Annotated in this window: 22 protein-coding genes and 1 pseudogene; 9 read left to right on the top strand and 14 right to left on the bottom strand. The window is 64.2% G+C overall.

Annotated features, from left to right (window positions below; all coding sequences use genetic code 11):
- The first annotated feature begins 122 nt into the window (after positions 1-122).
- The 3 genes from QM588_RS23845 (at position 123) to QM588_RS23855 (ending at position 2,481) form a co-directional block, all read left to right on the top strand.
- Positions 123-797 (top strand): TetR/AcrR family transcriptional regulator, encoded by a 675-nt coding sequence (locus QM588_RS23845; RefSeq protein ID WP_283317059.1) that lies wholly within the window; start codon positions 123-125, stop codon positions 795-797.
- Between the two features lie 54 nt (positions 798-851).
- Entirely contained in the window at positions 852-1,646 is a 795-nt protein-coding gene (locus QM588_RS23850) for an SDR family NAD(P)-dependent oxidoreductase (RefSeq protein ID WP_283317061.1), read from the top strand.
- Positions 1,647-1,725: 79 nt separating this feature from the next.
- Positions 1,726-2,481, top strand: coding sequence for an alpha/beta fold hydrolase (locus tag QM588_RS23855; protein WP_283317062.1), 756 nt, complete (start codon positions 1,726-1,728; stop codon positions 2,479-2,481).
- A 9-nt stretch (positions 2,482-2,490) separates the two neighbouring features.
- On the opposite strand, the gene QM588_RS23860 is transcribed toward QM588_RS23855, so the two are convergent.
- Positions 2,491-3,777 (bottom strand): competence/damage-inducible protein A, encoded by a 1,287-nt coding sequence (locus QM588_RS23860; RefSeq protein ID WP_283317064.1) that lies wholly within the window; start codon positions 3,775-3,777, stop codon positions 2,491-2,493.
- 140 nt (positions 3,778-3,917) lie between these two features.
- Here QM588_RS23860 and QM588_RS23865 point away from each other — a divergent pair, with 140 nt between their 5' ends.
- Positions 3,918-4,325 carry a DoxX family protein gene (locus tag QM588_RS23865; RefSeq protein ID WP_032364793.1) on the top strand — a complete coding sequence of 136 codons (408 nt, stop codon included), beginning with the start codon at positions 3,918-3,920 and terminating at the stop codon, positions 4,323-4,325.
- Between the two features lie 30 nt (positions 4,326-4,355).
- On the opposite strand, the gene QM588_RS23870 is transcribed toward QM588_RS23865, so the two are convergent.
- The 5 genes from QM588_RS23870 to QM588_RS23890 all read right to left on the bottom strand — a co-directional run bounded on the left by QM588_RS23870 (position 4,356) and on the right by QM588_RS23890 (position 9,380).
- Positions 4,356-5,843, bottom strand: a complete 1,488-nt coding sequence (locus tag QM588_RS23870) for an FAD-dependent oxidoreductase (RefSeq protein WP_283317065.1) — start codon at positions 5,841-5,843, stop codon at positions 4,356-4,358.
- A gap of 62 nt (positions 5,844-5,905) precedes the next feature.
- The gene (locus QM588_RS23875) at positions 5,906-6,964 is read right to left on the bottom strand and encodes a GGDEF domain-containing protein (RefSeq protein WP_283317066.1); all 1,059 of its coding nucleotides are present in this window, start codon (positions 6,962-6,964) and stop codon (positions 5,906-5,908) included.
- Between the two features lie 49 nt (positions 6,965-7,013).
- Positions 7,014-7,547: a DUF6924 domain-containing protein gene (locus QM588_RS23880; protein WP_283317067.1), complete on the bottom strand. Its 534-nt coding sequence runs from the start codon at positions 7,545-7,547 to the stop codon at positions 7,014-7,016.
- A 42-nt stretch (positions 7,548-7,589) separates the two neighbouring features.
- The gene (locus QM588_RS23885; RefSeq protein WP_283317068.1) at positions 7,590-8,540 is read right to left on the bottom strand and encodes an alpha/beta hydrolase; all 951 of its coding nucleotides are present in this window, start codon (positions 8,538-8,540) and stop codon (positions 7,590-7,592) included.
- 45 nt (positions 8,541-8,585) lie between these two features.
- Entirely contained in the window at positions 8,586-9,380 is a 795-nt protein-coding gene (locus QM588_RS23890; protein ID WP_283317136.1) for an SDR family NAD(P)-dependent oxidoreductase, read from the bottom strand.
- A gap of 79 nt (positions 9,381-9,459) precedes the next feature.
- On the opposite strand from QM588_RS23890, the gene QM588_RS23895 reads away from it, so the two are divergent.
- Positions 9,460-10,026 carry a TetR/AcrR family transcriptional regulator gene (locus tag QM588_RS23895; RefSeq protein WP_283317069.1) on the top strand — a complete coding sequence of 189 codons (567 nt, stop codon included), beginning with the start codon at positions 9,460-9,462 and terminating at the stop codon, positions 10,024-10,026.
- Here the strand turns inward: QM588_RS23895 and QM588_RS23900 are convergent.
- The 4 genes and pseudogenes from QM588_RS23900 to QM588_RS23915 all read right to left on the bottom strand — a co-directional run bounded on the left by QM588_RS23900 (position 10,016) and on the right by QM588_RS23915 (position 13,486).
- Complete coding sequence (locus QM588_RS23900; protein ID WP_283317070.1) at positions 10,016-10,525, bottom strand: hypothetical protein; 510 nt, start codon at positions 10,523-10,525, stop codon at positions 10,016-10,018. The two genes, QM588_RS23895 and QM588_RS23900, sit on opposite strands and share 11 nt — an antisense overlap.
- Positions 10,526-10,566: 41 nt before the next feature.
- The gene (locus QM588_RS23905; RefSeq protein WP_283317137.1) at positions 10,567-11,328 is read right to left on the bottom strand and encodes a hypothetical protein; all 762 of its coding nucleotides are present in this window, start codon (positions 11,326-11,328) and stop codon (positions 10,567-10,569) included.
- A 403-nt stretch (positions 11,329-11,731) separates the two neighbouring features.
- Positions 11,732-13,129 (bottom strand): annotated as a pseudogene (locus QM588_RS23910) (LLM class flavin-dependent oxidoreductase); the annotation flags it as partial.
- Positions 13,130-13,198: 69 nt separating this feature from the next.
- Positions 13,199-13,486 (bottom strand): antibiotic biosynthesis monooxygenase, encoded by a 288-nt coding sequence (locus QM588_RS23915; RefSeq protein ID WP_283317071.1) that lies wholly within the window; start codon positions 13,484-13,486, stop codon positions 13,199-13,201.
- A gap of 172 nt (positions 13,487-13,658) precedes the next feature.
- On the opposite strand from QM588_RS23915, the gene QM588_RS23920 reads away from it, so the two are divergent.
- The 4 genes from QM588_RS23920 (at position 13,659) to QM588_RS23935 (ending at position 18,187) form a co-directional block, all read left to right on the top strand.
- Positions 13,659-14,318, top strand: a complete 660-nt coding sequence (locus QM588_RS23920; RefSeq protein WP_283317073.1) for a response regulator transcription factor — start codon at positions 13,659-13,661, stop codon at positions 14,316-14,318.
- A 1-nt stretch (position 14,319) separates the two neighbouring features.
- Positions 14,320-15,735: a sensor histidine kinase gene (locus tag QM588_RS23925; RefSeq protein ID WP_283317074.1), complete on the top strand. Its 1,416-nt coding sequence runs from the start codon at positions 14,320-14,322 to the stop codon at positions 15,733-15,735.
- A 123-nt stretch (positions 15,736-15,858) separates the two neighbouring features.
- The gene (locus QM588_RS23930; protein WP_135046222.1) at positions 15,859-17,223 is read left to right on the top strand and encodes an MFS transporter; all 1,365 of its coding nucleotides are present in this window, start codon (positions 15,859-15,861) and stop codon (positions 17,221-17,223) included.
- Positions 17,224-17,248: 25 nt separating this feature from the next.
- A complete protein-coding gene (locus QM588_RS23935; protein ID WP_283317076.1) occupies positions 17,249-18,187 on the top strand; it encodes a TAXI family TRAP transporter solute-binding subunit in 939 nt (312 codons plus the stop codon).
- An 18-nt stretch (positions 18,188-18,205) separates the two neighbouring features.
- Here the strand turns inward: QM588_RS23935 and araA are convergent, their stop codons facing one another.
- The 4 genes from araA to QM588_RS23955 are packed head-to-tail and all read right to left on the bottom strand — an operon-like array spanning position 18,206 to position 23,088.
- On the bottom strand, positions 18,206-19,690 hold the full coding sequence (gene araA, locus QM588_RS23940) for an L-arabinose isomerase (RefSeq protein WP_283317078.1): 1,485 nt from the start codon (positions 19,688-19,690) through the stop codon (positions 18,206-18,208).
- Between the two features lie 35 nt (positions 19,691-19,725).
- Positions 19,726-20,403 carry an L-ribulose-5-phosphate 4-epimerase gene (locus QM588_RS23945; RefSeq protein WP_032401214.1) on the bottom strand — a complete coding sequence of 226 codons (678 nt, stop codon included), beginning with the start codon at positions 20,401-20,403 and terminating at the stop codon, positions 19,726-19,728.
- Positions 20,400-22,073: a ribulokinase gene (gene araB, locus QM588_RS23950; RefSeq protein WP_283317080.1), complete on the bottom strand. Its 1,674-nt coding sequence runs from the start codon at positions 22,071-22,073 to the stop codon at positions 20,400-20,402. Before araB ends, QM588_RS23945 begins: the two co-directional genes overlap by 4 nt.
- A complete protein-coding gene (locus tag QM588_RS23955) occupies positions 22,063-23,088 on the bottom strand; it encodes a LacI family DNA-binding transcriptional regulator (RefSeq protein WP_283317081.1) in 1,026 nt (341 codons plus the stop codon). Before QM588_RS23955 ends, araB begins: the two co-directional genes overlap by 11 nt.
- Positions 23,089-23,091: the final 3 nt, after the last annotated feature.

Genomic DNA, 23,091 nt, shown 5'->3' on the forward strand with positions numbered 1-23,091 from the left:
TTGCAGTGACTATGGTCATAGTCAGGGTGATAGTCAATAGCATTCACTAAGAGAAATTGCGTAGAGCGAGACGGAAATACGTCCACACGCGCTCGATGCGTCGGACGCGAAGGGATGTGTCGATGAGTTCGGACGTACGCAAGCGTCGCAAGAGGGGATCGCTGTCGCAGGCGGAGATCATCGCCGCGGCATTGCGAATTCTCGATACCGAGGGCGAGCCGTCGTTGAAATTCTCGCGACTGGGTGACGAGTTGAAGGCGTCCCCGACGGCGGTTTACCGACACTTCGCAAGTCGCCACGACCTGCTCACCGCAGTGGCCGATCATCTCGACGAGCTGTCTCTGGACGGCTACGAGCCGACCGACGACTGGCGCGCGGATCTCGAAGATCTCGCGTGGCGTGCGTGGCGAACGACGACGGCGCACCCGGCGGCGGCCGCTGCCACGTTCTTCCTGATAACCAACGGACCGAACGAACTCAGGGCCGTCGAATGGGTTCTTCGGGCGATGCACATGGCCGGTTTGCGAGGCCGTGCCGCGGTGATCCAGTATCAGGTCTTCGCGAATCTGGTTCTCGGTTCGGTCAGTGCCGAGGGCGCTCGGCTCAGTGCGTCGGACCCGCGCGAAGTGGAGGAAGGGTGGGTCCAGGTCTACGCCCCGAAGCATCCCGAGAAGTTCCCGTATGCGGAGCAAGCCAAAGCCGCACTGGCACGGATGAATTACGAAGAGGTGTTCGCCAAGCAGATCGAGATGTACCTCGATGCGCTCGAGGCTCTTGCTTCGAGGGACCGAGATTAGGTCCTTCCCCCAGGTTTCATCGTTCGCTCGTTCGATTTTGGAGGTGCTCGACTCATGGTTTCGACTGCGGCCCAGATCGATAGGCCCGTGGCGGTGGTGACGGGTGCAGGCGGCCCCGACGGTATCGGGTTCGCCTGCGCACGAGCATTGGCGGCAACACACTCGCTCGTCATCGCTGCGACGTCGTCGCGGATCGAGCTTCGTGTCGCGGAGTTGACTGCTACCGGTGCGCAGGTTGTCGGCTTCGTCGGCGATCTCACCGACTCGTCGATCGCGAAGCAACTGGTGAACGACGCAGTCGAACAGTTCGGCCGGGTGGACGTATTGGTGAACAACGCGGGCATGACCGCAACAACGGGCAGCGAAGAACAGACCCCGGCCGAGCTCACCTCGGACGATCAGTGGCACGCGGCAATTTCACGCAACCTCGACACGAACTTCTTCGTCACCCGCGCCGCGCTCGAGCCCATGGCGGAGCAGCGGTTCGGACGAATCGTGAACGTAGGGTCGGTATCCGGCTCGGTGATGGCCTACGGAGGAGATGCCTCGTACCACGCTGCCAAGTCAGCATTGGTGGGTTTGACGCGGTCGATAGCGATCGATAACGCGCATCGCGGAATCACTGCCAATATCGTTGCGCCAGGCTGGATCGCGACGGGATCGGCAACCGAACACGAAAACGCAATGGGAGCGGCCAGCCCGCTGGGGCGTTCCGGAAGGCCCGACGAAGTCGCGGCACTCGTCGCATTCCTCGCATCCGCATCGGCGTCGTACATTACCGGCCAGGTCCTCGTTGTCGACGGCGGTAACTCCATCGCCGAAGAGCGAGGCCGCGGCACGCACGCGTGACTACTCGAACCCCAACGTCGAGTAGCGGATACTCGACGGCGACGCAGAGCTGGCACCCTCGACGGAACGAGAGAAATCGATGAGCACCAAACCTCCACTTCTGTTGCTGCACGGAGTGACGATGTCGGCTCGAGCGTGGGACACCGTCGCACCGCTGCTCGCGAGGAACTACGACCTCCTCGTCCCGACCGCAGCGGGTCATCGCGGTGGACGTCGTCTCGATCACGCGAGCATCGAAGCTCTGACCGATGTCACCGAGCAACTCCTCGATGATCGTGGTCTCGACACCGTGCACATCGCGGGCAATTCGATGGGAGGGTGGATGGGCATCGAGCTCGCTCGCAGAGGCCGGGCCCGTTCGGTGTGCGCACTCTCGCCCGCCGGTTTCTGGGAGCCCGACGCCGATCCCGGTAAGAGTCGGGCGACGTTGATCCGAACCAAGAAGCTGGCCGACGCCACCAGCTCACTGATGCCGCCGCTGATGCGGTTCGGGTTCGTTCGCCAGCTCGCCATGCGTGATATTGCGTTGCGCGGCAAGCAGATGACGCACCAGCAGGCTGCCGAATCATTCGAAGACCTCGTCGGATGCGATGCGGCTCACGACCTGTTGAACACCCGCGAGAGCGTGGCACCGTTCACCGAAATGCCATGCCCCGTCACTGTGGCGTGGTCGAGTGGAGACCGCATCTTCCCGCCCGAACATTTCGTCCCTGCGGCCCGTCAGCGGCTACCCGGGGCGCATTTCGTCACGCTGGCAAACGTCGGCCATGTGCCGATGATCGACGATGCGGCACTGGTGGCGAAGACGATCGAGGAGTCCATCGTCGGTCGTTGACCATAAGAATCAGACCGTCGGCTCCAGAGCGTCGGCGAGCATGTGCATTGCTGCGGTGGTGGAAAGGGAACGCACACTTGCCCTGTCACCGGGCAGTCGAAGTGTCCGGGTGACAGTCGGCTGATCTCGCACGGCAATTGCGAAGCACACGGTGCCGACGGGTTTGAGTTCGGTGCCACCACCGGGGCCCGCGATGCCACTGGTCGAGACAGCGATGTCGACGCCCACCCGGTTCAACGCGCCCTCCGCCATCAGTGCTGCCACCGGTTCGCTCACGGCTCCGTGCTGCTCGATGACCTCGGCTGGAACACCGAGAAGTTCGGTCTTCGCCTCGTTTGCATACGACACCACCGCGCCGATCACATATGCCGACGACCCGGCACGGTCGGTGAGACGCGCGGCGATCATGCCGCCCGTGCACGATTCCGCCGTTGCGATGCGACGGCCCGTCAAGCGACTCGCCACGATGTCGTCGATAGTGGATCCGTCGGTCGAAAAGACCTGTGCTCCATAGTGTTTTTCGATGAGTGCTGCGACGTCGGCGTATGCGGCCGCCGCTGATTCGGCATAGCGCGTCACCATTTCGAGTTCACCCTGGCGCAGGCAGGTGGTGATCTCGAGGTCGCCGAATCCCGCTACCTCGCGCTCCGCTGTTCGTAAGGTCGCCGCGAGGTCGGCCTCCGACAGACCGTACGCGCGGATGGTGTCCTGGCGAACCGCAGTACTCCTGGCCAACACTCGCGAGACAGTCGCTGTCTGCACAGCTTCGGGCCACATGGCCTGTAGTTCGCGCGGTGGGCCCGGCAGAATCAGAACCGCAGGCAGCATCCCGGAGTCACTCGCTGGTATCGCGACGCCGGGAGCAGTGCCGGTCGGCGGAATGGACTGCGCGCCTTGCGGAACCATGGCTTGCTTGCGGATCCCCGCGAGAAGGGGCTCCGAATCGGTCGAGGAACTCAGGCGGCTCCGCCAACGCTGCACGATCTGCTGGATGCGCTGCTCCAGTTCGACGTCGAGTTGCAGTTCTCGACCGTAGAGCGCGGCAACGGTCGCGACCGTGAGATCGTCGGCGGTCGGCCCCAACCCGCCAGTGGTGACAATGAGGTCCATACGCTGATCGGCGAGGAAACGAAGTTGTGCGGTGAGATCATCGGGCCTGTCCCCGCACACGGTGATGTGGGCGACGTCGACGCCCAGTTCCAAGAGACGTTGGGCGACCCATGGGCCGTTCCTGTCGGACACCCGACCCGAAAGAACCTCGGTTCCCGTAACCACAACACCTGCTCGCACTGACATTCTTCGACTTTACTGTCACCGGGTTCGAGTGGACTCGTGACGGTGGTTCGATCGACACCGAATCCGGGGCCGCGGTGAGTTTCCGTACCGACGGCAGTCGATACCGGCGACATCGTGCATCTCGAACATCGGAGAACATCATGACCACGACGACCACTCCTGCAACCACGTCACGTACCGCTGCGCGCGTCGGCTGGGTCCTCACCGGCCTGCTGGCGCTGTTTCTGATCTTCGATATCGTCGGCAAATTGCTGAATGTGCAGCAGGTGAAAGACGCGACGGTGGAATTGGGGCTGCGCGACGAGATGACGCCCGTCATCGGCGTCGTGCTACTGGTGTGCTTGGTGCTGTACGTGGTGCCCCGCACCGCATTTCTGGGTGCCGTTCTCCTGACCGGCTATCTCGGTGGTGCCGTTCTCACCAACTGGCGGGTCGACAAGCCGCTCTTCAGCACGGTCCTGTTCGCGGTCTACGTCGGGATTCTTGCATGGGGTGCGCTGTACCTACGGGATCCGAAGGTGCGTCAGGTCATGCCGATAGTGCGGTAGCGAGACGCCGCCTGTCGACACATGTAAGGGTCAGGACAACGGATTCAGACCCGACGTGACGGGACCCTCCAACACGGAGCCGTCGGCAGCGAAACGCGAACCGTGCAGCGGGCAGTCCCAGGACTTTTCGGCATCGTTCCACGCCACGATGCCGCCGAGGTGTGGGCACACCGCAGACACGCGGTGGGTGACGCCGTCGACGGTGCAGACAGCCTTCGGTGCGATGCCGGGCTCGACGTGGCCTTGACCCTCGACCAGTGGGGTTTTCGAGCCCCCGGTGATCGGCTTCGCCCATCCTTTCGTCATGTTCAGTCCCACGTTGGCATTGATACGGATCGCGTCGACGATGCCGGTGAATTGGCGCAGATTCCAGCTGTCGTACGCGCCGGCCCAGTCGGTTCGACCGCCGAACGCCCGCTGTGCAAGAACGAGCGCGGACGCCGCGGCGTTCGTCATTCCCCATTTGTCGTACCCGGTGGCGACCCAGATGCGATCGTCGCCGGGCAGCAGTGGTCCGGCGTACGGCAGCGCGTCGATCGACCCGTAGTCCTGCGCGGACCATCTGTATCGTCGTCGGGCCCCGGGGAAGTTCTCTGCGGTCCACTCGTCGAGGTCGTTCACCTGTGCCTGCGGAGAAGACTCGCGCCCGACGACGTGATCGTTTCCACCGATGAGGAGTAGATCGCCGGCCGGGGTGGGCGCGTACCGGATCGATCGGCTGGGGGAGTCGGCCGAGAGGTACATTCCGCGTGGAACGTCGCCGTCGATCTCGTACGCGGCGGCATACGACCGCATCGGTTCCATTCGAGCGAAGAATGCACCGCGATCGAGAATGGGTGTGCCAGTGGCCAAGACGACCCGCGACCCGCGGAGTGGACCCTGATCCGTCTTGACGTCGACGTGACGAAGCCTTCGTCTCACACCGAGTGCTCGGGTGCCTTCGGTGATGTCCGCACCCGCGCTCGAGGCGTCCTCGGCCAGGGCAATGAGGGCGTCCATCGGATCGAATTGAGCTTGGTCCGGAACAGACACGGCACCGGCGACATCGAAGGGAAGTTCGGTGTCGGTGCCGTAGGAGGCGTTCAGTCCGGCACCGAGAGCGACGCGCAATTCATCGCGAACGGCGGTGAGACCGGAGCTGGTCGTGGCGTACGTGTACGCCGTCTCGCGTTGGACCGCTATACCCCGCTCCGCGCAGTAGTCGAGCAGCCATTGCTGCCCAGCAGTGTTGCCCTGCACGTAACGTCGCACCTGCTGTTGCGAATGTTTCGACGCTATCGACGACAGCTTCGTGCCCTGCAGAACACTGATCTTGGCTGTCGTGTTTCCCGTCGCGACGGCACCGATCGTGCGGGCTTCGAGCACCGCGACGCGTTCTCCGGCTCGTGCGAACAGCAGGGCGGTGACCAAACCTGTGAGTCCGGCCCCGATGACCACGGTGTCGTACTTCTGGGTGAAATCGATCGCGCGGTAGGGCAAGCGGTCGGGTCGGTCGAGCCAGAGCGAGTTGGGCGGCATACAACCGAGTTCCCGCCTTCGTCGTCGCGAAACCCGGGAAACCAGATCGCCGTACGCCGTCGTCAGTGAACGATATCGCCGGGCGGACGCGCAAGAGCGACGCAATTGCGGCCGTTGCGTTTCGCGCGATACAAAGCCTCGTCGGCGGCGGCGAGTGTTCGGTCGAACACGGTGCGGGTGGAGCGTGGATCTACCTGTGGCAGTGCGGCACCGACGCTGACGGTGATCGGGATGTCGTCTGCGACGTTATGGACGGCCTGTCGAAGGCGCTCGGCGAATTCGCCGAGCGTCGGCGTCGGATCCGGGGCGAGGACGACGAATTCGTCGCCGCCCAGTCGTGAGACCGTCGCGTGTCGGCCGGCGCTCATGGTCAATCGCATTGCCGTCAGCCTCAACGCGACATCACCCGCGGAGTGGCCGTGGTGGTCGTTGACGGCTTTGAAGTGGTCGATATCGATCAGCAACAAGGCCGGACGAACGGGGTCGTTGCCGGCACCGACTGCTCTGGCTTCCAGGCCGCGCCGGTTCAGCACTCCGGTCAGTGGGTCGGTCATCGCGTCGGACAGATGAACCCGAGAGGAGTGCAGTACTGCTCGTGAGAACGCCGACAGCAGCGTGACAGCGCCGTTGATCACCGTGATGGCCACCACGACTCGGAGGACGACCGATACGGCGTCGGTAGGGGTCTTCGCCAGCGCTGAATATCCGAGTACGAGCATGTACACCGTGCTCCACACGACGTGGAACCAGACCACTTTCGGTCTAGCGAAGTGCGCGGCGTACGCACCGACCAGTGCGAGAAGCATCGCACCCTGGAGCGCTGCAAGAGGATCAGCGTAGGTTGCCGTCACCACGGTGACACCGAGTTCGCAATACACGACGAACCAGTTGTTGACGGGTGCGCGGCGAGACCACCAGTCCATCCCGAATTCGGCTTTGCTCATGATCCGGGCGACGGGAATCGTGCTGATGCACACGGCGTAGGTCAGTACGGTGCCGAGTCCTTCGGTGGGGCCGTCCTGCGTGAACGTGGTGCCGATGCCGAGCAGCCCGAACAGCAGAGTCTGAACGACAACCCCCGTCCGCAGCAGCGGGTCGGGTGTCTCGTCGTTCGCCCGCATGCCGGCCGGTCGCTCGGTGGGCGCACGTCTTGCCGGTGAGTCCCGATGTCTACCCACCGAAACCGTCTCGTGTCATGTCCGATCGCCAGCGCAGACTGGCTCGGACTGCCTCCCCGACACGGTCGGCGAGGTCGGCGGCGAGGGGCTCGGAGTGGTGAAACGTAGTCGCCTGTTTCGGTTTCGACAACCGGGCCGGTTCGATCTTCGGTGCATGCCCGTCGATGCCCAACCGGAAGGCACTGTCCGGAGTCATTCGAGTCGAGGGTATGCGTTCGGCGTTGCGCGGAACCGCCGAACAGTCGATGGTGAGCAGCGTTCGATCCGGGCGAGCGAACGTCTGCTTGTCGGCCAGCGCGACATACAGTCCGTCGTTCGCCTCGGCGCGCGTCGCCAGTCGCACGACGACCCGCCGAATGCGCTGCTGGCACTGCGTCCGGTCCGAGGAAACGACCAGCTCGGCCCTCGGGACGGAAGATCGTGTGCTGCGCGCCGACTCCGTCAAAGACGTCCAGGTAGCGTCGTCCTCCTCACCGAAATATGTTCGCAACAGCCAAAGTTCGGAGCTGCTCGTGCCGTCGGGCATGGTGATCCAATCCGAGAACTGTGGGGTGCACCGAACGTGCGTTCAGGCGGAGGGGACAGCCCGGAGCTGCACGGGCACAGTGTCGGCGAGGAAGGCCAGTTGATCTCGGATCACCGAGGAGAACAGCGGCTCCACGTACGGGTCGAAATGACCGCCTACGTAGGTTCGAACCGTCGCACCGCGAACTTTCGCCGCGGCGCGTTGTGCGACGGACGCCGGGGTCACTGTGTCCTCGGACGCGATCTGCACCAAAGTGGGGCAGTCGATGTCCGACATCGTTTTTCCGGGGGAGTAGCGCCAGATCTTCAGAAGGATTCGTGCAGCCACGGTTTCTGGGTAGTCGCCGTCGGACAGTCCGGACTCGAGGACGAGACGGTCACGTCCCTTCATCGCGTCGGGCGAGACCATCACGGCGCGCTGGCCGGGTAGTCCGACGCTGTCGACGTAGCGCGGTGATCGCCCGAGGACCGCGCGGACGCTGTCGGAGATCGCGGCCGGTGCCAGCCGCACAGCCTGTCTGAATCCGGTTGCACGAACGGCAGCGATGCCGTCGATGTGGGGTACCTGAGCGATGACGGCTGCGAATCGAACCCCGCTGCCCGCCAACGTCAATACGTGCCCACCGGCAAACGATGTCCCCCATGCGACGACTCGATTCTCGTCGACTCCGTCCAGTACGCGAGCGAAGTCGACTGCGTTTCGCCAGTCGGTGAGCTGTTCGTTCACGTCCAACAGCTGGCGAGGTTCACCCTCGCTGTCCCCGAAGAACCGGTAGTCGAAGACGCACACCACGTAACCGGCGGCGACGAAACGCTCTGCGTAGGCGTACAGGCGCATGGCTCGGGGACTACCGAACCCGTGGGCCATGACGATCACCGGCAGAAGGTTGGAGGCGGGGCTGCGCGGCCGGAAAACCGTAGCAGCGCAACGAACTCCGTTCGAGTGGAATGACGTCTCGGTACGGGTGAAACCGGTGTGGTCGTCGGTGATCATGCGATTGTTCCTCTGTTCAGCAAAGACTGTATGGATCGAAACTCGTCACTTGAAGGGATTGAGTGTCCTGCCGAGGTAGTACCCGATACGAGTCGGAATCGGTTTGGCCGCAACAGCAGTCACTTTGTTGACCAATCCGGGCACGCACACCGGAGTGCCGTTCTCGACCGCGCGCCATCCCTCGCGAACCACGTCCTCGGGGTTCTGCCACAGCATGGAGGGGAGCTTGGAAGTGGCCGCCTCCCTGGTCCCCATGACGTCGTGGAACTCGCTGTGCGTGAAGCCCGGGCAGAGCGCCGTGACGTGAATGCCGTGGGGACGCAGCTCCATGTCGAGTGATTGCGACATGTCGAGTACGTAGGACTTGATGCCGGTGTACAGCAAACTGGCCGCGGGGGGAAGCAGGGCCGCCAGCGACGAGAGGTTGACGATACGACCGTATCCTCGCTCTTTCATGCCGGGAACCGTGAGGTGAGCGAGTTCGGTGACGGCGGTGACCATCACCTGTATCTCCGCGGCCAGCGACTCGAAGGGGGCGTCGGCGAATTTCGAATTCCCGGACATTCCAGCGTTGTTGACGAGTATGTCGATATCGACACCCAGGGCTCGCGTGCGCTCCATGATCGCGCGGGGAGCGTCGCGATCGGCCAGGTCTGCGGCCACCACGTCGCACCGCACGCTGTGGCGGGTGCTGAGCTCGTCTGCCAGTGCAGTCAACCGATCCTCGCGACGGGCTACAAGAACGAGGTGGTGGCCCTCGGCGGCGAGGTGACGGGCGAAGGCCGCGCCGATACCTGCTGATGCGCCGGTGATCAGGGCTGTGCGTCCGGTATTCGACATCTGCCACGTCTCCATCTCTTGAACGGTCATCAAGAACGGTAGCAGCGTCTTGAATGGCATTCAAGATAAACTTTGGGGCATGCCCAAGAACCGCGGACTGCACGACAGAGAAAGCAAACGAGACGACATCGTCGCAGCGGCCCGCCACATGTTCGTATCCGACGGTTTCGAGCGCGCATCGATCAGCCGTCTGGCGAAAGCTGTCGGGATAACCCCGAACACCGTGTACTGGTACTTCGACGACAAGGACGACATCCTCGTCGCAGTGCTGACCGCTATCGCGGCCGAGGACGCGGCAGATTATGCGACCGTCGCGGATCGATCCCTGGCCGACCGTTTGGTCTGGCTCGTGGAGCAACTGCAGAGGGTGGGCCCTCTGGTATCGACGGTGCACGATCGAGTTGCCAAGTCGGCAGCAATCGAACACTGGCACAACGGTTTCCACCACTTCGCGGAATCGTTGTTCGCTTCCGATATCGAGAAGGCTGGACTGTCCGGGTCCGAAGCCGATGCGATGCTGCGCATCGGGACGTTCGTCGTGGAGGGATTGCTGACGCACGCCCCGGCTCCGGAGGTCGTCCGTTCGGTGATCGATCGATTGGTCGCGACCATACCGCCTGTTTCTCGTACCAGCTCTATCGAATGACTCTGGTGCGCTGCGGATCTCGTGGTCGGTCGGTCAGCAGCCCGATCTCGGCAACAGTCAGGTCGGTCCGCGGGTCCCGCCACACGGCCGTTCCGTCACGCACCACCGGCAGGAGCAGTCGCTTCTCCTGGATCGGCCACTGGATGAACGGGTAATAGCCTGCGAGTTCGCCCTGTACCGAGTCGGCAACGACGACCGTGGCCTCGGCGAGCGTGTCATCGATGTGCAACGCGCCGAACGAGAAGCCCCGGAACTGCTCGATGGCGGGCCTCCGGTGATGCGGGACGGGTTCGAGCCCGACATGGCAGTGCCCGGTCTCCATCAGTGCGATCGTCCATTCCGACCGCTCGATGTGCTGTTCGCTGCCGTGCTTGCGGCAGTACAGATCACGCCCCACGGCACCGCACGCGTCGACGATCTGAGTGGGTGCACCGTGACCGGAGTCCGGGACGAACGGAAGACGCCATTCCTCGACGCATTCGAAAGCCTGCCATTCCATCGCTTCAGGCTGGCATACGAGCGTGCAGGGGCGACACCGAATTATGTTCGGCCACCCCGCAGGAACATGCCGTCGTCCATAGCTTCGTCGACGGCGAGGATCGTCACGTCGATGTCGCAGTCATCGGTCGGACCCTCCGTCGTCGGACCGACGTAGACGCAGATTCCGGTCTGTACGTCGAGCCTCACGGATACCGGTGGCCCGGGAACCCAGTGCCCGGTATCGAAGTCGTAGTACCCGCTCAGTAACGCGCAGCATTCGCATCGAGCGTCGTACTCCGGAGTGGTGCAGACGGTTGCCTCCCACGCTTGCCGCCCGCCGTGCTCGACAACCTCGACCTCGGATACGGCGGTGCCTGTCGCGGCGGACGAATGGTCGTGCGGTGAACGAGTGAGTTCGATCGGGTTGAGCATCGCGATCCACTGGTAGTTCTCGTAGAACGGATCGTCCCAGTCCACGAACCATGAATCCGTTTCCGATGGTAACGCCGACACCAACCCATCGGCGTCGAACACCGGTGTCGTATCCGATGCCCACAGTGCACTGGGACGGTCGGCATCGGCTCCGTTCGAGTACACAGCTGCCCTCCCATCGAACGGGATTGCAGCGGAGGATAATTCGACGACTTCACCAGCGGCGTTCTCCACGCGAAGATAACCCGGGCGTCGAATCCATGCGTGCACCGAAGATGTGTGACCGGCGCGCACGAATGCGAGCTCGACAGTTCTCCACCGCCACGGAGACGATTGTGCCAATCGACGGAACTGTTCGACGGACGGGGTGACAATCATGTCTTCGATCATGTCAGCCACGTCCAGTCATTTCTGGTATCAGCAGAATCCAGTTGCTGGCGTTCGTGGATCAGACCGTCAACAAGGATTTCACTGCGAGCAGGTCCACCTGACGGATGGTCGGCGGCTCGGCGAGAAGCTCCTGCTGACGTTCGCGAAGCGACTTCACGATGCTGCCGTGCAGGTGGTCCTGTCGGCCGTCCTCGTCGGGGAACGTGTCGTAGATCGCGAACGTGTTCTCGCTCAATTTGATTGCGTACCAGGTTGTGGTGCCCGGCTCGTCGAGCGCGTGAGCATGCATCTCGGTGAGCCAGTTTTCGAGGGCGTCTGCCGTGTCGGGTTTGGCGGTGAGGGTGACCAGGAGTCCGACATTGCGGGGTGCGACGCGAATCGTCGTCGGCGGGGCCGGACGGGGACCCGTCGTCGCGGCGGGCCGAAATGCCGCGCCGGGATGGTCGTCGCGCAGCCGGGGCTGCCCCAGCACCAGTTCACGCAGGGAGGTTGCCTCGGTGCGGTTGGTGTCGGGAATCAATCCGCGGCGACGGAGTTCGGGGGTGATCAATTCACCGAAGTCGCGGAACGTCTCGAAATTCGTGACGCGCGCAATGTTGAAGCCGTCGACGTCCGCAACCTCGATCCACTCCTCGAAGTGATCGACGATCGTCTTCGGTGAGCCCACGATGCTGGCACTCATTCCGCCCACGCACAGCCACTCCGCCAGTTTGCGTGGTGTCCAGACCAATTCGCTGTCGACCCGAGTGAGCATGTCGCTGAACGCGCGGATGCCGTCGCCTCGGAACTGATCCAACGGCTTGTCGGGGTCGGCTCCCGAGAGATCGACTCCAGTCCATCCGCCCCACAGTGCCAGAGCGGCGTCGACCTGGGCGTGCTTCTGAACCTGCAGCAGCTTCTCGTGCGCGAGTTCGTCGGTCTCGGCGACGATCGGAGTGAGCATCATGATGATCTTCAGGCTTCGCGGATCGCGTCCCTGCTCGGCGGCCAACATGCGGTACTGGTCGACGATGGGGCGAACATCGTGGGGGTTGACTCCGACGAGGAAGACGGCCTCGGCGTGCTTGGCAGCGAACTTGCGCCCCCGGGCCGACGCCCCGGCCTGGAACAGGAACGGCGTGCGTTGCGGGGACGGTTCGCCCAGATGCGCACCGGGAACGGTGAAGTACTTACCGGCATGGCCGATGTCGTGCACCTTGGACGGCTCGGTGTAGACGCCACGAGCGCGGTCGCGCACCACCGCGTCCTCTTCCCACGAGCCCTCCCACAGCTTGTAGCAGACCTCCATGAACTCGTCGGCGATCTCGTACCGTTCGTCGTGCGAGATCTGCTGCGTCAGGCCGAGATTGACTGCTGCGCTCTGCTGGTAGGACGTCACGACGTTCCACGCCACCCGGCCTTTGGTGAGGTGATCGAGTGTCGTCATGGTCTTGGCGAACTTGTACGGCAGCTCGTAGGTGGACGAGACCGTCGCACCGTAACTCAGCGTCTTCGTCGCCGCGGCCATGGCCGAGATCGTCAACAGTGGATCGGCCACCGGCGCCTGCGCAGCGGTACGCAGTGCAGCGTCTCGGTTGCCGCCGTACACGTCGTAGAACCCCAGGACGTCGGCCAGGAAGAGGATGTCGAAACCCGCCGCTTCCAGCGTCTGGGCCAATTCCACCCAGTACTCGATGTCGGTGTAGCGGTGGGTCTGGTCATCGGCGTCGGTCCACATGCCGGGGTTCTGGTGCACCACGCACGCCATGTCGAAAGCGCTCAGTACCAGCTGCTTGCGTGCGGTGTCGGGCCCTGCGTTCATGTTCGGCTCTTTCGATCAGCGGGTCGGGGTACTGGGGTGAACCTGCTGCTCATCGCAGGTCGGTCGACATCAGACCTTGGCGGCGAGCACGTCGAAAGACTGCACCGACGGCGCGTGCGCGAGCAGGTCGTCGGAGAGTCGGGTGAGCACCGGAAGGCCGTCCTGGCCGAGGGGTGCCTTGCTTTCGGACGAACCGAAGATTCCGAACTCGGTGTTGGTGATTCGATACGCGTACCACGTCGCGGTCTGCGGATCCCGCGCCACCGATCCGAGTGCTTCGCCCAGGATCGCGGCGACCTCGTCCTGCTTTCCCTCTCGTGCGACCAGGTGGATCAGAGTTCCGTTGTTGAGCGCCATGCGGTGCGACTGTCCTCACTGTTTGGCAGACCGACGTCCACCACGAATCGAGCATCGTTACCGAAGCTAACCCGTCCGAGTCCGTGCAGCGACGGTTCGAATCACCCTGATTCGAAGCCTGGCCAACGGTCGCCGAGCGTGCGAGAGCGGATGGTGGCCTAATCTCGAGGCGATGCGAATAGCGGTGGTGGAGGACGACGACGGCGTCGGCGACGCGTTGGTGGACGCGCTGACCGAGGTGGGGCACGACCCTGTCCGGATGCGCCGCGGTGCCGACCTGCTGCTCGGGTACCACGGCATGGGTGTCGTTCTCCTCGATCTCGGCCTGCCCGACATGGACGGCCTCGAGGCGCTTCGCAAGCTGCGGACCCTGAGTAGGGTGCCCGTGGTGGTGCTGACCGCGCGGGACGACGAGCGGTCGGTGGTCCGAGCTCTGCGCGCGGGCGCGGACGACTACGTCGTCAAGCCCGCTCGGTTGGGGGAGTTGCACGCGAGGCTGGAAGTGGCGGCGCGGCGTCGGAGCGCAACGAGTGATGCGGCGGTGGATCGGCTCGAGTTGGGCGACGTGGTCGTCGATCTGGTCGGGCGCAGTGTCGAAGTCGACGGACGAGACATCGGGCTGACCACCAAAGAGTTCGACCTGCTCGCGCACCTGGCGACTCGACGTGGTGAAGCGGTGAGCCGCGAACAGCTGATGGACGCGATCTGGGGCGATGCGTACGTGGCGATCTCACGATCGCTCGATGTGCACATGACGACGCTGCGTGCCAAGCTCGGCCGACCCGGGACCATTGCCACGATCCGCGGCTTCGGCTACCGCTGGGACAGCTGACGTGCGGCGCCGGGTTCTCGTGGTGCTGATGGTCTACTCCGCCGTCGTCGTTCTCGCGCTCTCGATTCCGCTGGGATTGCTGCTGGGGCGCGAACGCGCCCAACGATTCGGTGAGAATCGAGCTGCCGCTGCAACGTATTTCGCAGAACTGAGCTCCCGGGAGGACCAGTCGGGTGATTCTCGAATCCGAGAGTCGGTGCAGCGCTACAACGATCTGTACGGCGAGGGGATCGTGGTGGTCGACCGCACCGGAGGTCTGCGTGCTGCGTCGGGTCTGGATACGACGCGCACGGACGTGCAACAGGCGGTGGCCGGTGCCCTGCGCAATCAACGCGGTGGCCTTCCGTCGAGTGTGACGCCGTGGTCGCCGTCGTCGGTTCTGGTGGCTGCGCCGATCGGTGGGGGAACGCAGGTCGACGGTGCCGTGGTGATCGCAGCGTCCACCGACGCGGCCCGCCGGGATGTCGCGATCGGTTGGGCGGTGATCGCTGTCGGTGCGCTGCTGATCTTGGCCACGGTGGCGCTGATCGCTGCTGCGTTGTCGCGCTGGGTCGTTCGTCCACTGACGTCGTTGTCGATGCGAGTCCAATCGTTCGGCGACGCCTTTCACGATCGCCGTCCCCTCGACGACGCGCCACGTATCGAGTCGGACGCACACGTCGGTCCACCCGAGGTCCGAGCGCTCGCGCGCGCGTTCGACGCGATGGCCGAGGATGTGGAGAACGCGACCGCTGCGCAGCGTCGTCTGGTGGCCGACACCGCTCACGCGCTGCGTAACCCGCTGGCGGCATTACGAATTCGACTGGACGTGTTGGGAATGCGGGTGCCCGAATCGGTCACCGAAGCGCACCAGCGAACGACACTGGAGGTCGATCGGCTCGACTCCGTCGTAGAGGATCTTCTCGTTCTCGCTGCTGCCGAGACGCCGGTACTGCACCGCGACACCGGGTGCGACGTGCTGTTCGTGCTCACGGACAGAGTCCGATTCTGGTCGAGCGCACTGACAGTGGCCGGGTTGACCGTCCATCTGGCGGATCCCGACGCGGGAGCCGATCACACTGCTGCGGTACCGGAGGAGGACCTGGTGCGCATGCTCGACGCGATCCTGAGCAACGCGACCAAGTACGCCGGTTCGGGAGCGGATGTCGACGTCGATTGTCGGGCCGGCGACGATCACGTCGCGGTGTCGATCGCCGATACCGGCCCGGGTGTATCCGCTGCCGAATTGCCGATGATCGCAGACCGGTTCTTTCGGGCATCGAGTGCTCACGGGGCCGGAACCGGGCTCGGCCTGGCAATAGTCGCGGCCCTGATCGAGCGTGTGGGCGGACGCCTCGAGGTCGACGCTCATCGACCGTCCGGATTGATCGTCCGGTTGTTGCTCCCGCGTCACGGCTCGAGCGGGTCCCTGTCCTAAGGGAGTGTTAGGAAACTCGAAACAGCTTGGTTCTGGCTGTGCCGGGGGTCACAGTAGAGGGACTTCGGTTGCCGTCATGCGTTCGGCGACCCACCCGCAAGCTATCTGTGGAAGGACCTGCCCATGGCCAACGAGGCCACTTCGACCGCTGGTTCGTCTCGTGCGAACCCGCCGGTCTCGTCTCCCGCAGCCACCCGTCGCGCCGTCTACAACACTCTGCGTGGGTCGTCGGGCAACCTCGTCGAGTGGTACGACGTGTATGTCTACACCGTCTTCGCGACGTATTTCGAGAATCAGTTCTTCGATTCGGCGGACAAGAATTCGACCATCTACGTCTACGGCATCTTCGCGGTCACGTTCCTGATGCGTCCGGTCGGTTCCTGGTTCTTCGGACGCTACGCAGACCGAAACGGACGCCGAGCCGCACTGACATTCAGCGTCTCGCTGATGGCGGCCTGCTCGATGGTCATTGCGTTCACCCCCGGCCGAGAGAGCATCGGTGTGTGGGCCGCTGTCATTCTGATCCTGTGCCGTCTGGTGCAGGGCTTCGCCACCGGTGGTGAGTACGGAGCATCGGCAACGTACATGTCCGAGGCCGCCACTCGTGAGCGTCGCGGATTCTTCTCCTCGTTCCAGTACGTCACGCTGATCGGCGGCCACGTTCTGGCGCAAGTCACGCTGCTGCTCATGCAGGTCTTCTTCGAGCGGGAGCAGATCGAGGACTTCGGTTGGCGCATAGCGTTCTTCATCGGTGGCGTCGCCGCGGTGGTCGTCTTCTGGCTGCGCCGCAGCATGGACGAGTCGTTGACCAAGGATCAGCTCGAGGCAGTTCGTAGCGGTGCCGACCAGGCGTCCGGATCTCTCAAGGAGTTGGTCGGCAAGCACTGGCGCGCTCTGGTGATCTGTTTCATGGTGACCGCCGGTGGCACCATCGCGTTCTACACCTACAGCGTCAACGCACCTTCGATGATCAAGGCAGCGTACGAAGACCGCGGAATGACCGGAACCTGGATCAACCTGTTCGGGCTGATATTCCTGATGTTGCTCCAGCCCATCGGCGGGTTGATCAGCGACAAGGTCGGTCGCAAGCCGCTGCTCGTCTTCTTCGGCATCGGCGGCGTGCTCTACACCTACGTGCTCATCACGTACTTGCCGTCGGCGACGTCGGTGGTGCAGTCCTTGGCGCTGGTCTGCGTCGGCTACGTCATCCTCACCGGCTACACCTCGATCAACGCGATCGTCAAAGCCGAATTGTTCCCCTCGCACATCCGCGCATTGGGAGTCGGCCTCGGTTACGCGCTGGCGAACTCCGCGTTCGGCGGTACCGCTCCGTTGATCTACCAGGCCGCGAAGAACGGTGGGCACGTCGGGTGGTTCATTCTGTACGTGACCGTCGTCATCGGCATCTCGCTACTGGTGTACATCTTCGTGCTGCGGAACAAGACCGAGACCGTCCTCGACAGGGAGCAGGGCAAGGCCTTCGCGTGACCTGTGACGACTTACAGTGAGTGACATGCTCCGGCCCGCTGCGTTGTTCTCTCGAAGAACAGCTCTGCGGGCCGGTGTCGTTTCGCTGACCGCGGTGGCCATGGGAGCCTGCGCCTCGGACCCGCCGATGCAACTGCGCCTGGCGGCGGGTGAGGTGGGCGGCTTCTTCTGGGAGTTCTCCGGCCTGTTGTCCGACGCGGCTGCCGGACTGTCGGAGGTCGAGGTCGTGCCGCTCACGACATCCGGTTCCCTCGACAACCTCGACGCGTTGATCTCCGGTCGTGCCGAACTGGCGATGACGCTGATCGACGCCGCATACAGCCACCCGAGTACCGACCTCGCCGCGGTCGGATGCGTCTACGAGAACTACTTTCAGGTCGCTGTGCGGGCGGACTCGACCATCTTCTCAGCGAGTGATCTGCGGGGGCGACGGGTGAGTACCGGCGCGCCCGGATCGGGGGCGACGGTTCTCTCGCATCGGATCCTCGACGCGGCCGGCGTCTCGGGACCGGATGCAGTTCGTGAAGTTCGGTTGTCGATGAGTTCCGCCGCGACCGCGTTGTCCGACAACGAGATCGACGCGGTGATGTGGGCGGGTGGATTGCCGACCCCGGCCTTCGCCGACCCGCGCGAAAAGATCCGGTTGCTCGAACTGGGCAGTCTGGTTCCGAACCTGCGTCGGGTGTTCGGCACCGCGTACGAGGCGGTCCCGGTTCCGGCGAACGTGTACGGCTCGCACCCGGAGGTGACGACCGTCGGAATTCCGAATCTGCTGTTGGCCCATCCCGATGTGCCGAACCGGGTTGTCGCCGCACTGGTGAGCGTCTTGCTCGACCGATCGTCGGCGCTGGTCCCCGGGCAGGCGATCGGCAGCCAATTTCTCGACGCACGCTCGCTGATCATGACGGGCGGTATTCCTCTGCACCCCGGGGCCGAAGAGGAATACCGCGCTCGACACGGTTGAACGGTGGGCGCTACCAGCTCACAATCTCGCTGCGAGTCGGTGGTACGCCGCGTTCCATCGAAGAGTCTGCTGGAACCCACGCGTCGTGGTCCCGGAATCGATGGCGAGCAGCTCGACACCGATCATGTCCGAGAACGCTTCCAGCACAGGCAGACCGATGGCGGTGCTCAACACCGTGTGGTGGGGTGCGCCTGCGGTCAGCCACGATTCGGCCGAGACCGACAGTGAGGGCCGCGGTTCCCACACTGCGCATGCCACGGGTAGTTTCGGCAGCGCCTCGTCGGGTTCGACCACGTCGATCACGTTGGCCGTCAGTCGGAATCGCTCACCGACGTCGGACAGTCCGACGACGACGCCGTGCCCCGGATCGGCGGTGAACCGCAGCCGCACCGGATCCTCGCGGCCGCCGATCGAGAGTGGATGGATTTCCAGCGTGGGGCGAGACGTCGTGATGGACGGGCACACCTCCAGCATGTGTGCACCGAGGATCTTCTCCTCACCGGGGACGAGGTGGTAGGTGTAGTCCTCCATGAAGGACGTGCCGCCGTCCAGTCCCTCGGCCATCACCTTCATGCCGCGCAACAACATCGAGGTCTTCCAGTCGCCCTCGCCGCCGAAGCCGTAGCCGTCGGCCATCAGTCGCTGGACTGCCAACCCCGGCAACTGACGCAGCCCGCCGAGATCCTCGAAATTGGTGGTGAATGCCTTGAAGCCACCGTCGGTCAGGAACTGACGCATTCCCGCTTCGACGCGTGCGCCGTAGCGGAGCGAGTCGTGCCGGTCCCCGTCCTTGTCGAGGCTCGGTGCGATGTCGTAGAGCGACCGATACTCGTCGACGAGTTCCGAGACGGCCGACTCGCCGACGCTGTCGACCACGTCCACGAGATCATTGACGCCGTAGGTGTTCACGGAGACGCCGAACCGCAGCTGCGCCTCCACCTTGTCGCCCTCGGTGACCGCGACGTCGCGCATGTTGTCGCCGAAGCGGGCCAGTTTCAGCGAACGCAATTCTGCCCGGCCGAGTGCCGCGCGCGCCCACTGCTCCGCCCGCGTCCGTACCGACGGATTGTCGACGTGGCCCGCGATGGTGGTGCGCAGTACGCCGACCCTGGACTCGATGTGCCCGAACTCGCGATCACCGTGCGCAGCCTGGTTCAGATTCATGAACTCCATGTCGATCGTGGACCAGGGCAACGACATTCCGGCTTGGGTGTGCAGGTGCAGCAGTGGAACATCCAGCGCGTCCAGGCCCGCGATCCACATCTTGGCCGGCGAGAAAGTGTGCATCCAGGTGACGACGCCGATGCAGTCCTCGGCGGCGTTGGCCTCACGCATGCACCGCAGGATGGACGAGGCGTCGAGCAGCACCGGCTTCCAGACGACGGATACCGGTAGTGCGCCGTCGAGTTTGTCTGCGATCTCCCGTGACTGGACTGCTACCTGCTCGAGCGTCTCGGGACCATAGAGGCCTTGGCTGCCGGTGAGAAACCATACTTCGGACATGGAGATGTACCTTCCGTGGAAAAATGTGGCGCTGATCAGCGCTGGCCGTAGACGTTCTGGTAGCGGTCGTAGAGTGCGTCGACCGACGCGCGGGGGATGGGAAGTGGTTGTCCCAGTTGATAAGACAGGTGTACCGATCGGGCCACGTCCTCGCACATGACCGCCGCTTTCACCGCAGATCGGGCCGACGGGCCAACCGCGAAGACGCCGTGGTTCTGCATGAGTATTGCCGGAGAGCGGCTGTCTGCGAGGGTGTCGACGATGCCGCGCCCGATCGAGTCGTCGCCGATCACGGCGAACGGACCCACCGGAATGTCGCCGCCGAATTCGTCGGCGCACATCGTGGTCACGACCGGAATGGGTTCTCCTCGCGCGGCCCACGCCACCGCGTAGGGCGAATGAGTGTGCACCACACCGTTGATGTGGTCGAGGTGCCGATAGACGTATGCCTGCGCCTCGGTGTCCGAGGACGGCGCGTGGTCACCTTCGACCACTCGACCGTGCAGATCGCACACCACCATGTTGCCCGGTGTCAGATCGTCGTAGGAGACGCCGCTCGGCTTGATGACCATGAGGTCTCGACCGGGAACGCGCGCGGACACGTTGCCCGCCGTCCACACGACCAATCCGTAGCGCACCAATTCCGCATGCAGTGCGCACACGTCCTTGCGAATCTCCTCGACGACCTCGCGAACATCGTCGACAACTGTCATTTCGCTTCCAGCTTCCTCGTCAGGGCGGCGCGTCGAAGTGATCGCAGCCGGCGCATGGTCGGCACGTCCCGACCGAAGCGGTCGTGCAGTTCCAGATAGATCTCGTACAGCGAGTCGTATGCCTCCGACCGGGACTCGTCCGGAACGAATGCACCGCGGCGAACCTTGCCCATCGATTTCGACGCCACCGGCACGTCCGGGTAGCAGCCTGCGGCCACTGCCGCGTGGATGGCGGAGCCCAATGCGGGGCCCTGTGCGGACGCGATGACGGACAATGGCATTCGTAGCACGTCGGCGTAGATCTGCATCAGCAGTGGGTTGCGGGCCAGCCCTCCCGCCACGACGAATTCTTCGACGGGCACGCCGCTGTCGCGGAACGTCTCGACTATGACGCGGGTACCGAACGCCGTTGCCTCGAGCAGTGCGCGGTAGGTGTCCTCGGGCCGCGTCGCGAGAGTCGATCCGATGACCAGGCCGGACAGTTCGTGATCGACCAGGATCGACCGATTGCCGCTGTGCCAGTCGAGCGCGACCAGACCGTGCTCGCCCACCTCTTGGGCCGACGCGAGCCGCGTCAGGTATTCGTGCACGGACTCGCCTGCGGCAGTTGCCGCTTCACTGTAGGACGCGGGAACTCCGGTGCGGGTGAACCACCCGAAGATGTCGCCGACCCCGCTCTGGCCGGCTTCGTACCCGTACGACCCCGCGACGATGCCGCCGTCGACGACGCCGCACATGCCGGGAACGTCGTTCAACACGGTGGAACTCATGACGTGGCAGGTGGAAGTTCCCATGATGGCGACCATTCGGCCCGACTCGACTGCACCCGCAGCCGGCGCCGTGACGTGAGCGTCCACGTTGCCGACCGCGACGGCGATCCCCTCGGGCAGCCCCGTCCATGCCGCGGCCTCCGCGGTCAACGTGCCTGCACGCGACCCCAATTCGCCCAGCGGCTGATCGAGTTTGTCGGCCACGAATCCGCCGAAACCGGGCGCGAGCTCGGTCAAGAAATCGACGGAAGGGTACTTGCCGTCCTGATATATGCCCTTGTATCCCGCGGTGCAGGCGTTGCGCACGTAGTTTCCGCACAATTGCCAGACGATCCAGTCGGCCGCCTCGACCCACCGGTCCATGGCCTCGTAGATCTCGGCATCCTCCTCGTGAATCTGCAGCGCCTTGGCGAATTCCCATTCCGAGGAGATCAAGCCGCCGTAGCGGGGGAGCCAGCTCTCGCCGCGACGGGCGGCCAGTTCGTTGATGCGGTCGGCCTGCCCCTGCGCCGCATGGTGTTTCCACAGTTTGACGTAGGCGTGTGGGCGATCGACGAACCGCGGGTCCTCGCTGAGCGGCGTGCCGTCCGCGTAGGTCGGCACCATGGTGCATGCGGTGAAGTCGGTCCCGATACCCACCACCTGCTCCGGCGCGATGCCCGCGGCGGCCATCGCAGCGGGGACCGCGCGGCGTAGGACGTCGCGATAGTCGTCCGGCACCTGCAGAGCCCACGCGTCGGGCAGTCGGACGGTACCGCCGGGCAGGGTTTCCTCGAGTACGGCGTGGCGGTATTCGTGTACGGCAGATGCAATTTCGGCACCATCGGACACACGGACGACTACGGCACGGCCGGAGAGAGTGCCGTAGTCCACTCCTACCGTGTAGCGGTCATTGGACATGCGATTCTCCTTGTTGCGGTGCAACGGTTGTGGTCGGTTTCGGTGCAGTGGTGCTGGACGATCGAACGACGAGTTCAGGATCGATGGACGCCTCGGGCGCGCCAGTGTTGTCCAGTGCCGCGCGCAGGACGTCGATCGCGCGTCTGCCGACTTCGGTGAAGTCCTGGCGGACCGTCGTCAGTGGTGGAATCAGGAAAGCAGCCTCGGGGATGTCGTCGAATCCGACGACGGCGAAGTCCTCGGGCACACGGCGGCCGCTCTCGTGGAAGGCGCGCAGCAAGCCGAGGGCCATCTGGTCGTTGGCACAGAATGCAGCCGTGACGGTGTGGTCCTCGGCGAGGCGGAGCCCGTTCTCGTAGCCGCTGCGTGCGGACCAGTCGCCGCGGAGGACCGGCGTCCACGCCAGCCCGGCCTCGTCGAGCGCATCCTGCCACCCTTGTTCACGGCCGCGGGATTCGGTCCATCCCTGCGGGCCGGACAGATGCACGATCCGTTGGTGACCTGCCTCGATCAGGTGTCGGGTGGCCAACCGAGCGCCGCCGATTTGATCGATGCCCACGGTCCAGGTCGAGGTGGAGGGGTCACCTTCGACGACCACGACGGGAACGACGGACTCCTCGGATCGAGCCGCTGCCACAGCGTCGTCGGTGGCGGCGATCAACACGATGCCCTCGACGCCCTGGTCGTGCAGGTGATGCAGTGCGCCGACGAGTTCGTCGTGTGTCAGCGTTGCGAGACTGACTGCGCTGACGGAGAATCCGGCATCACGTGCCGCGCTCTGCACGGTGCGATGCGTGGTGCTCGGCCCCCAGAACCCGCCTTTGGAGCCGATGATTCCGATCGACGCGGAGCGTTTGGTGACCAGTGCCCTGGCGGCACGATTGGGACGATAGCCCAGTTGGTCGATGGCATTCTGTACCCGGTCGCGGGTTTCGGGGCGTAAGTTGTTCTGGCCGTTGATGACTCGCGAGACCGTCTGATGGGATACCCCGGCCAATCGGGCGACGTCGGTCATGAC

The sequence above is a fragment of the Rhodococcus sp. IEGM 1354 genome, assembly GCF_030056855.1.
Taxonomy (GTDB): Bacteria; Actinomycetota; Actinomycetes; order Mycobacteriales; family Mycobacteriaceae; genus Rhodococcoides.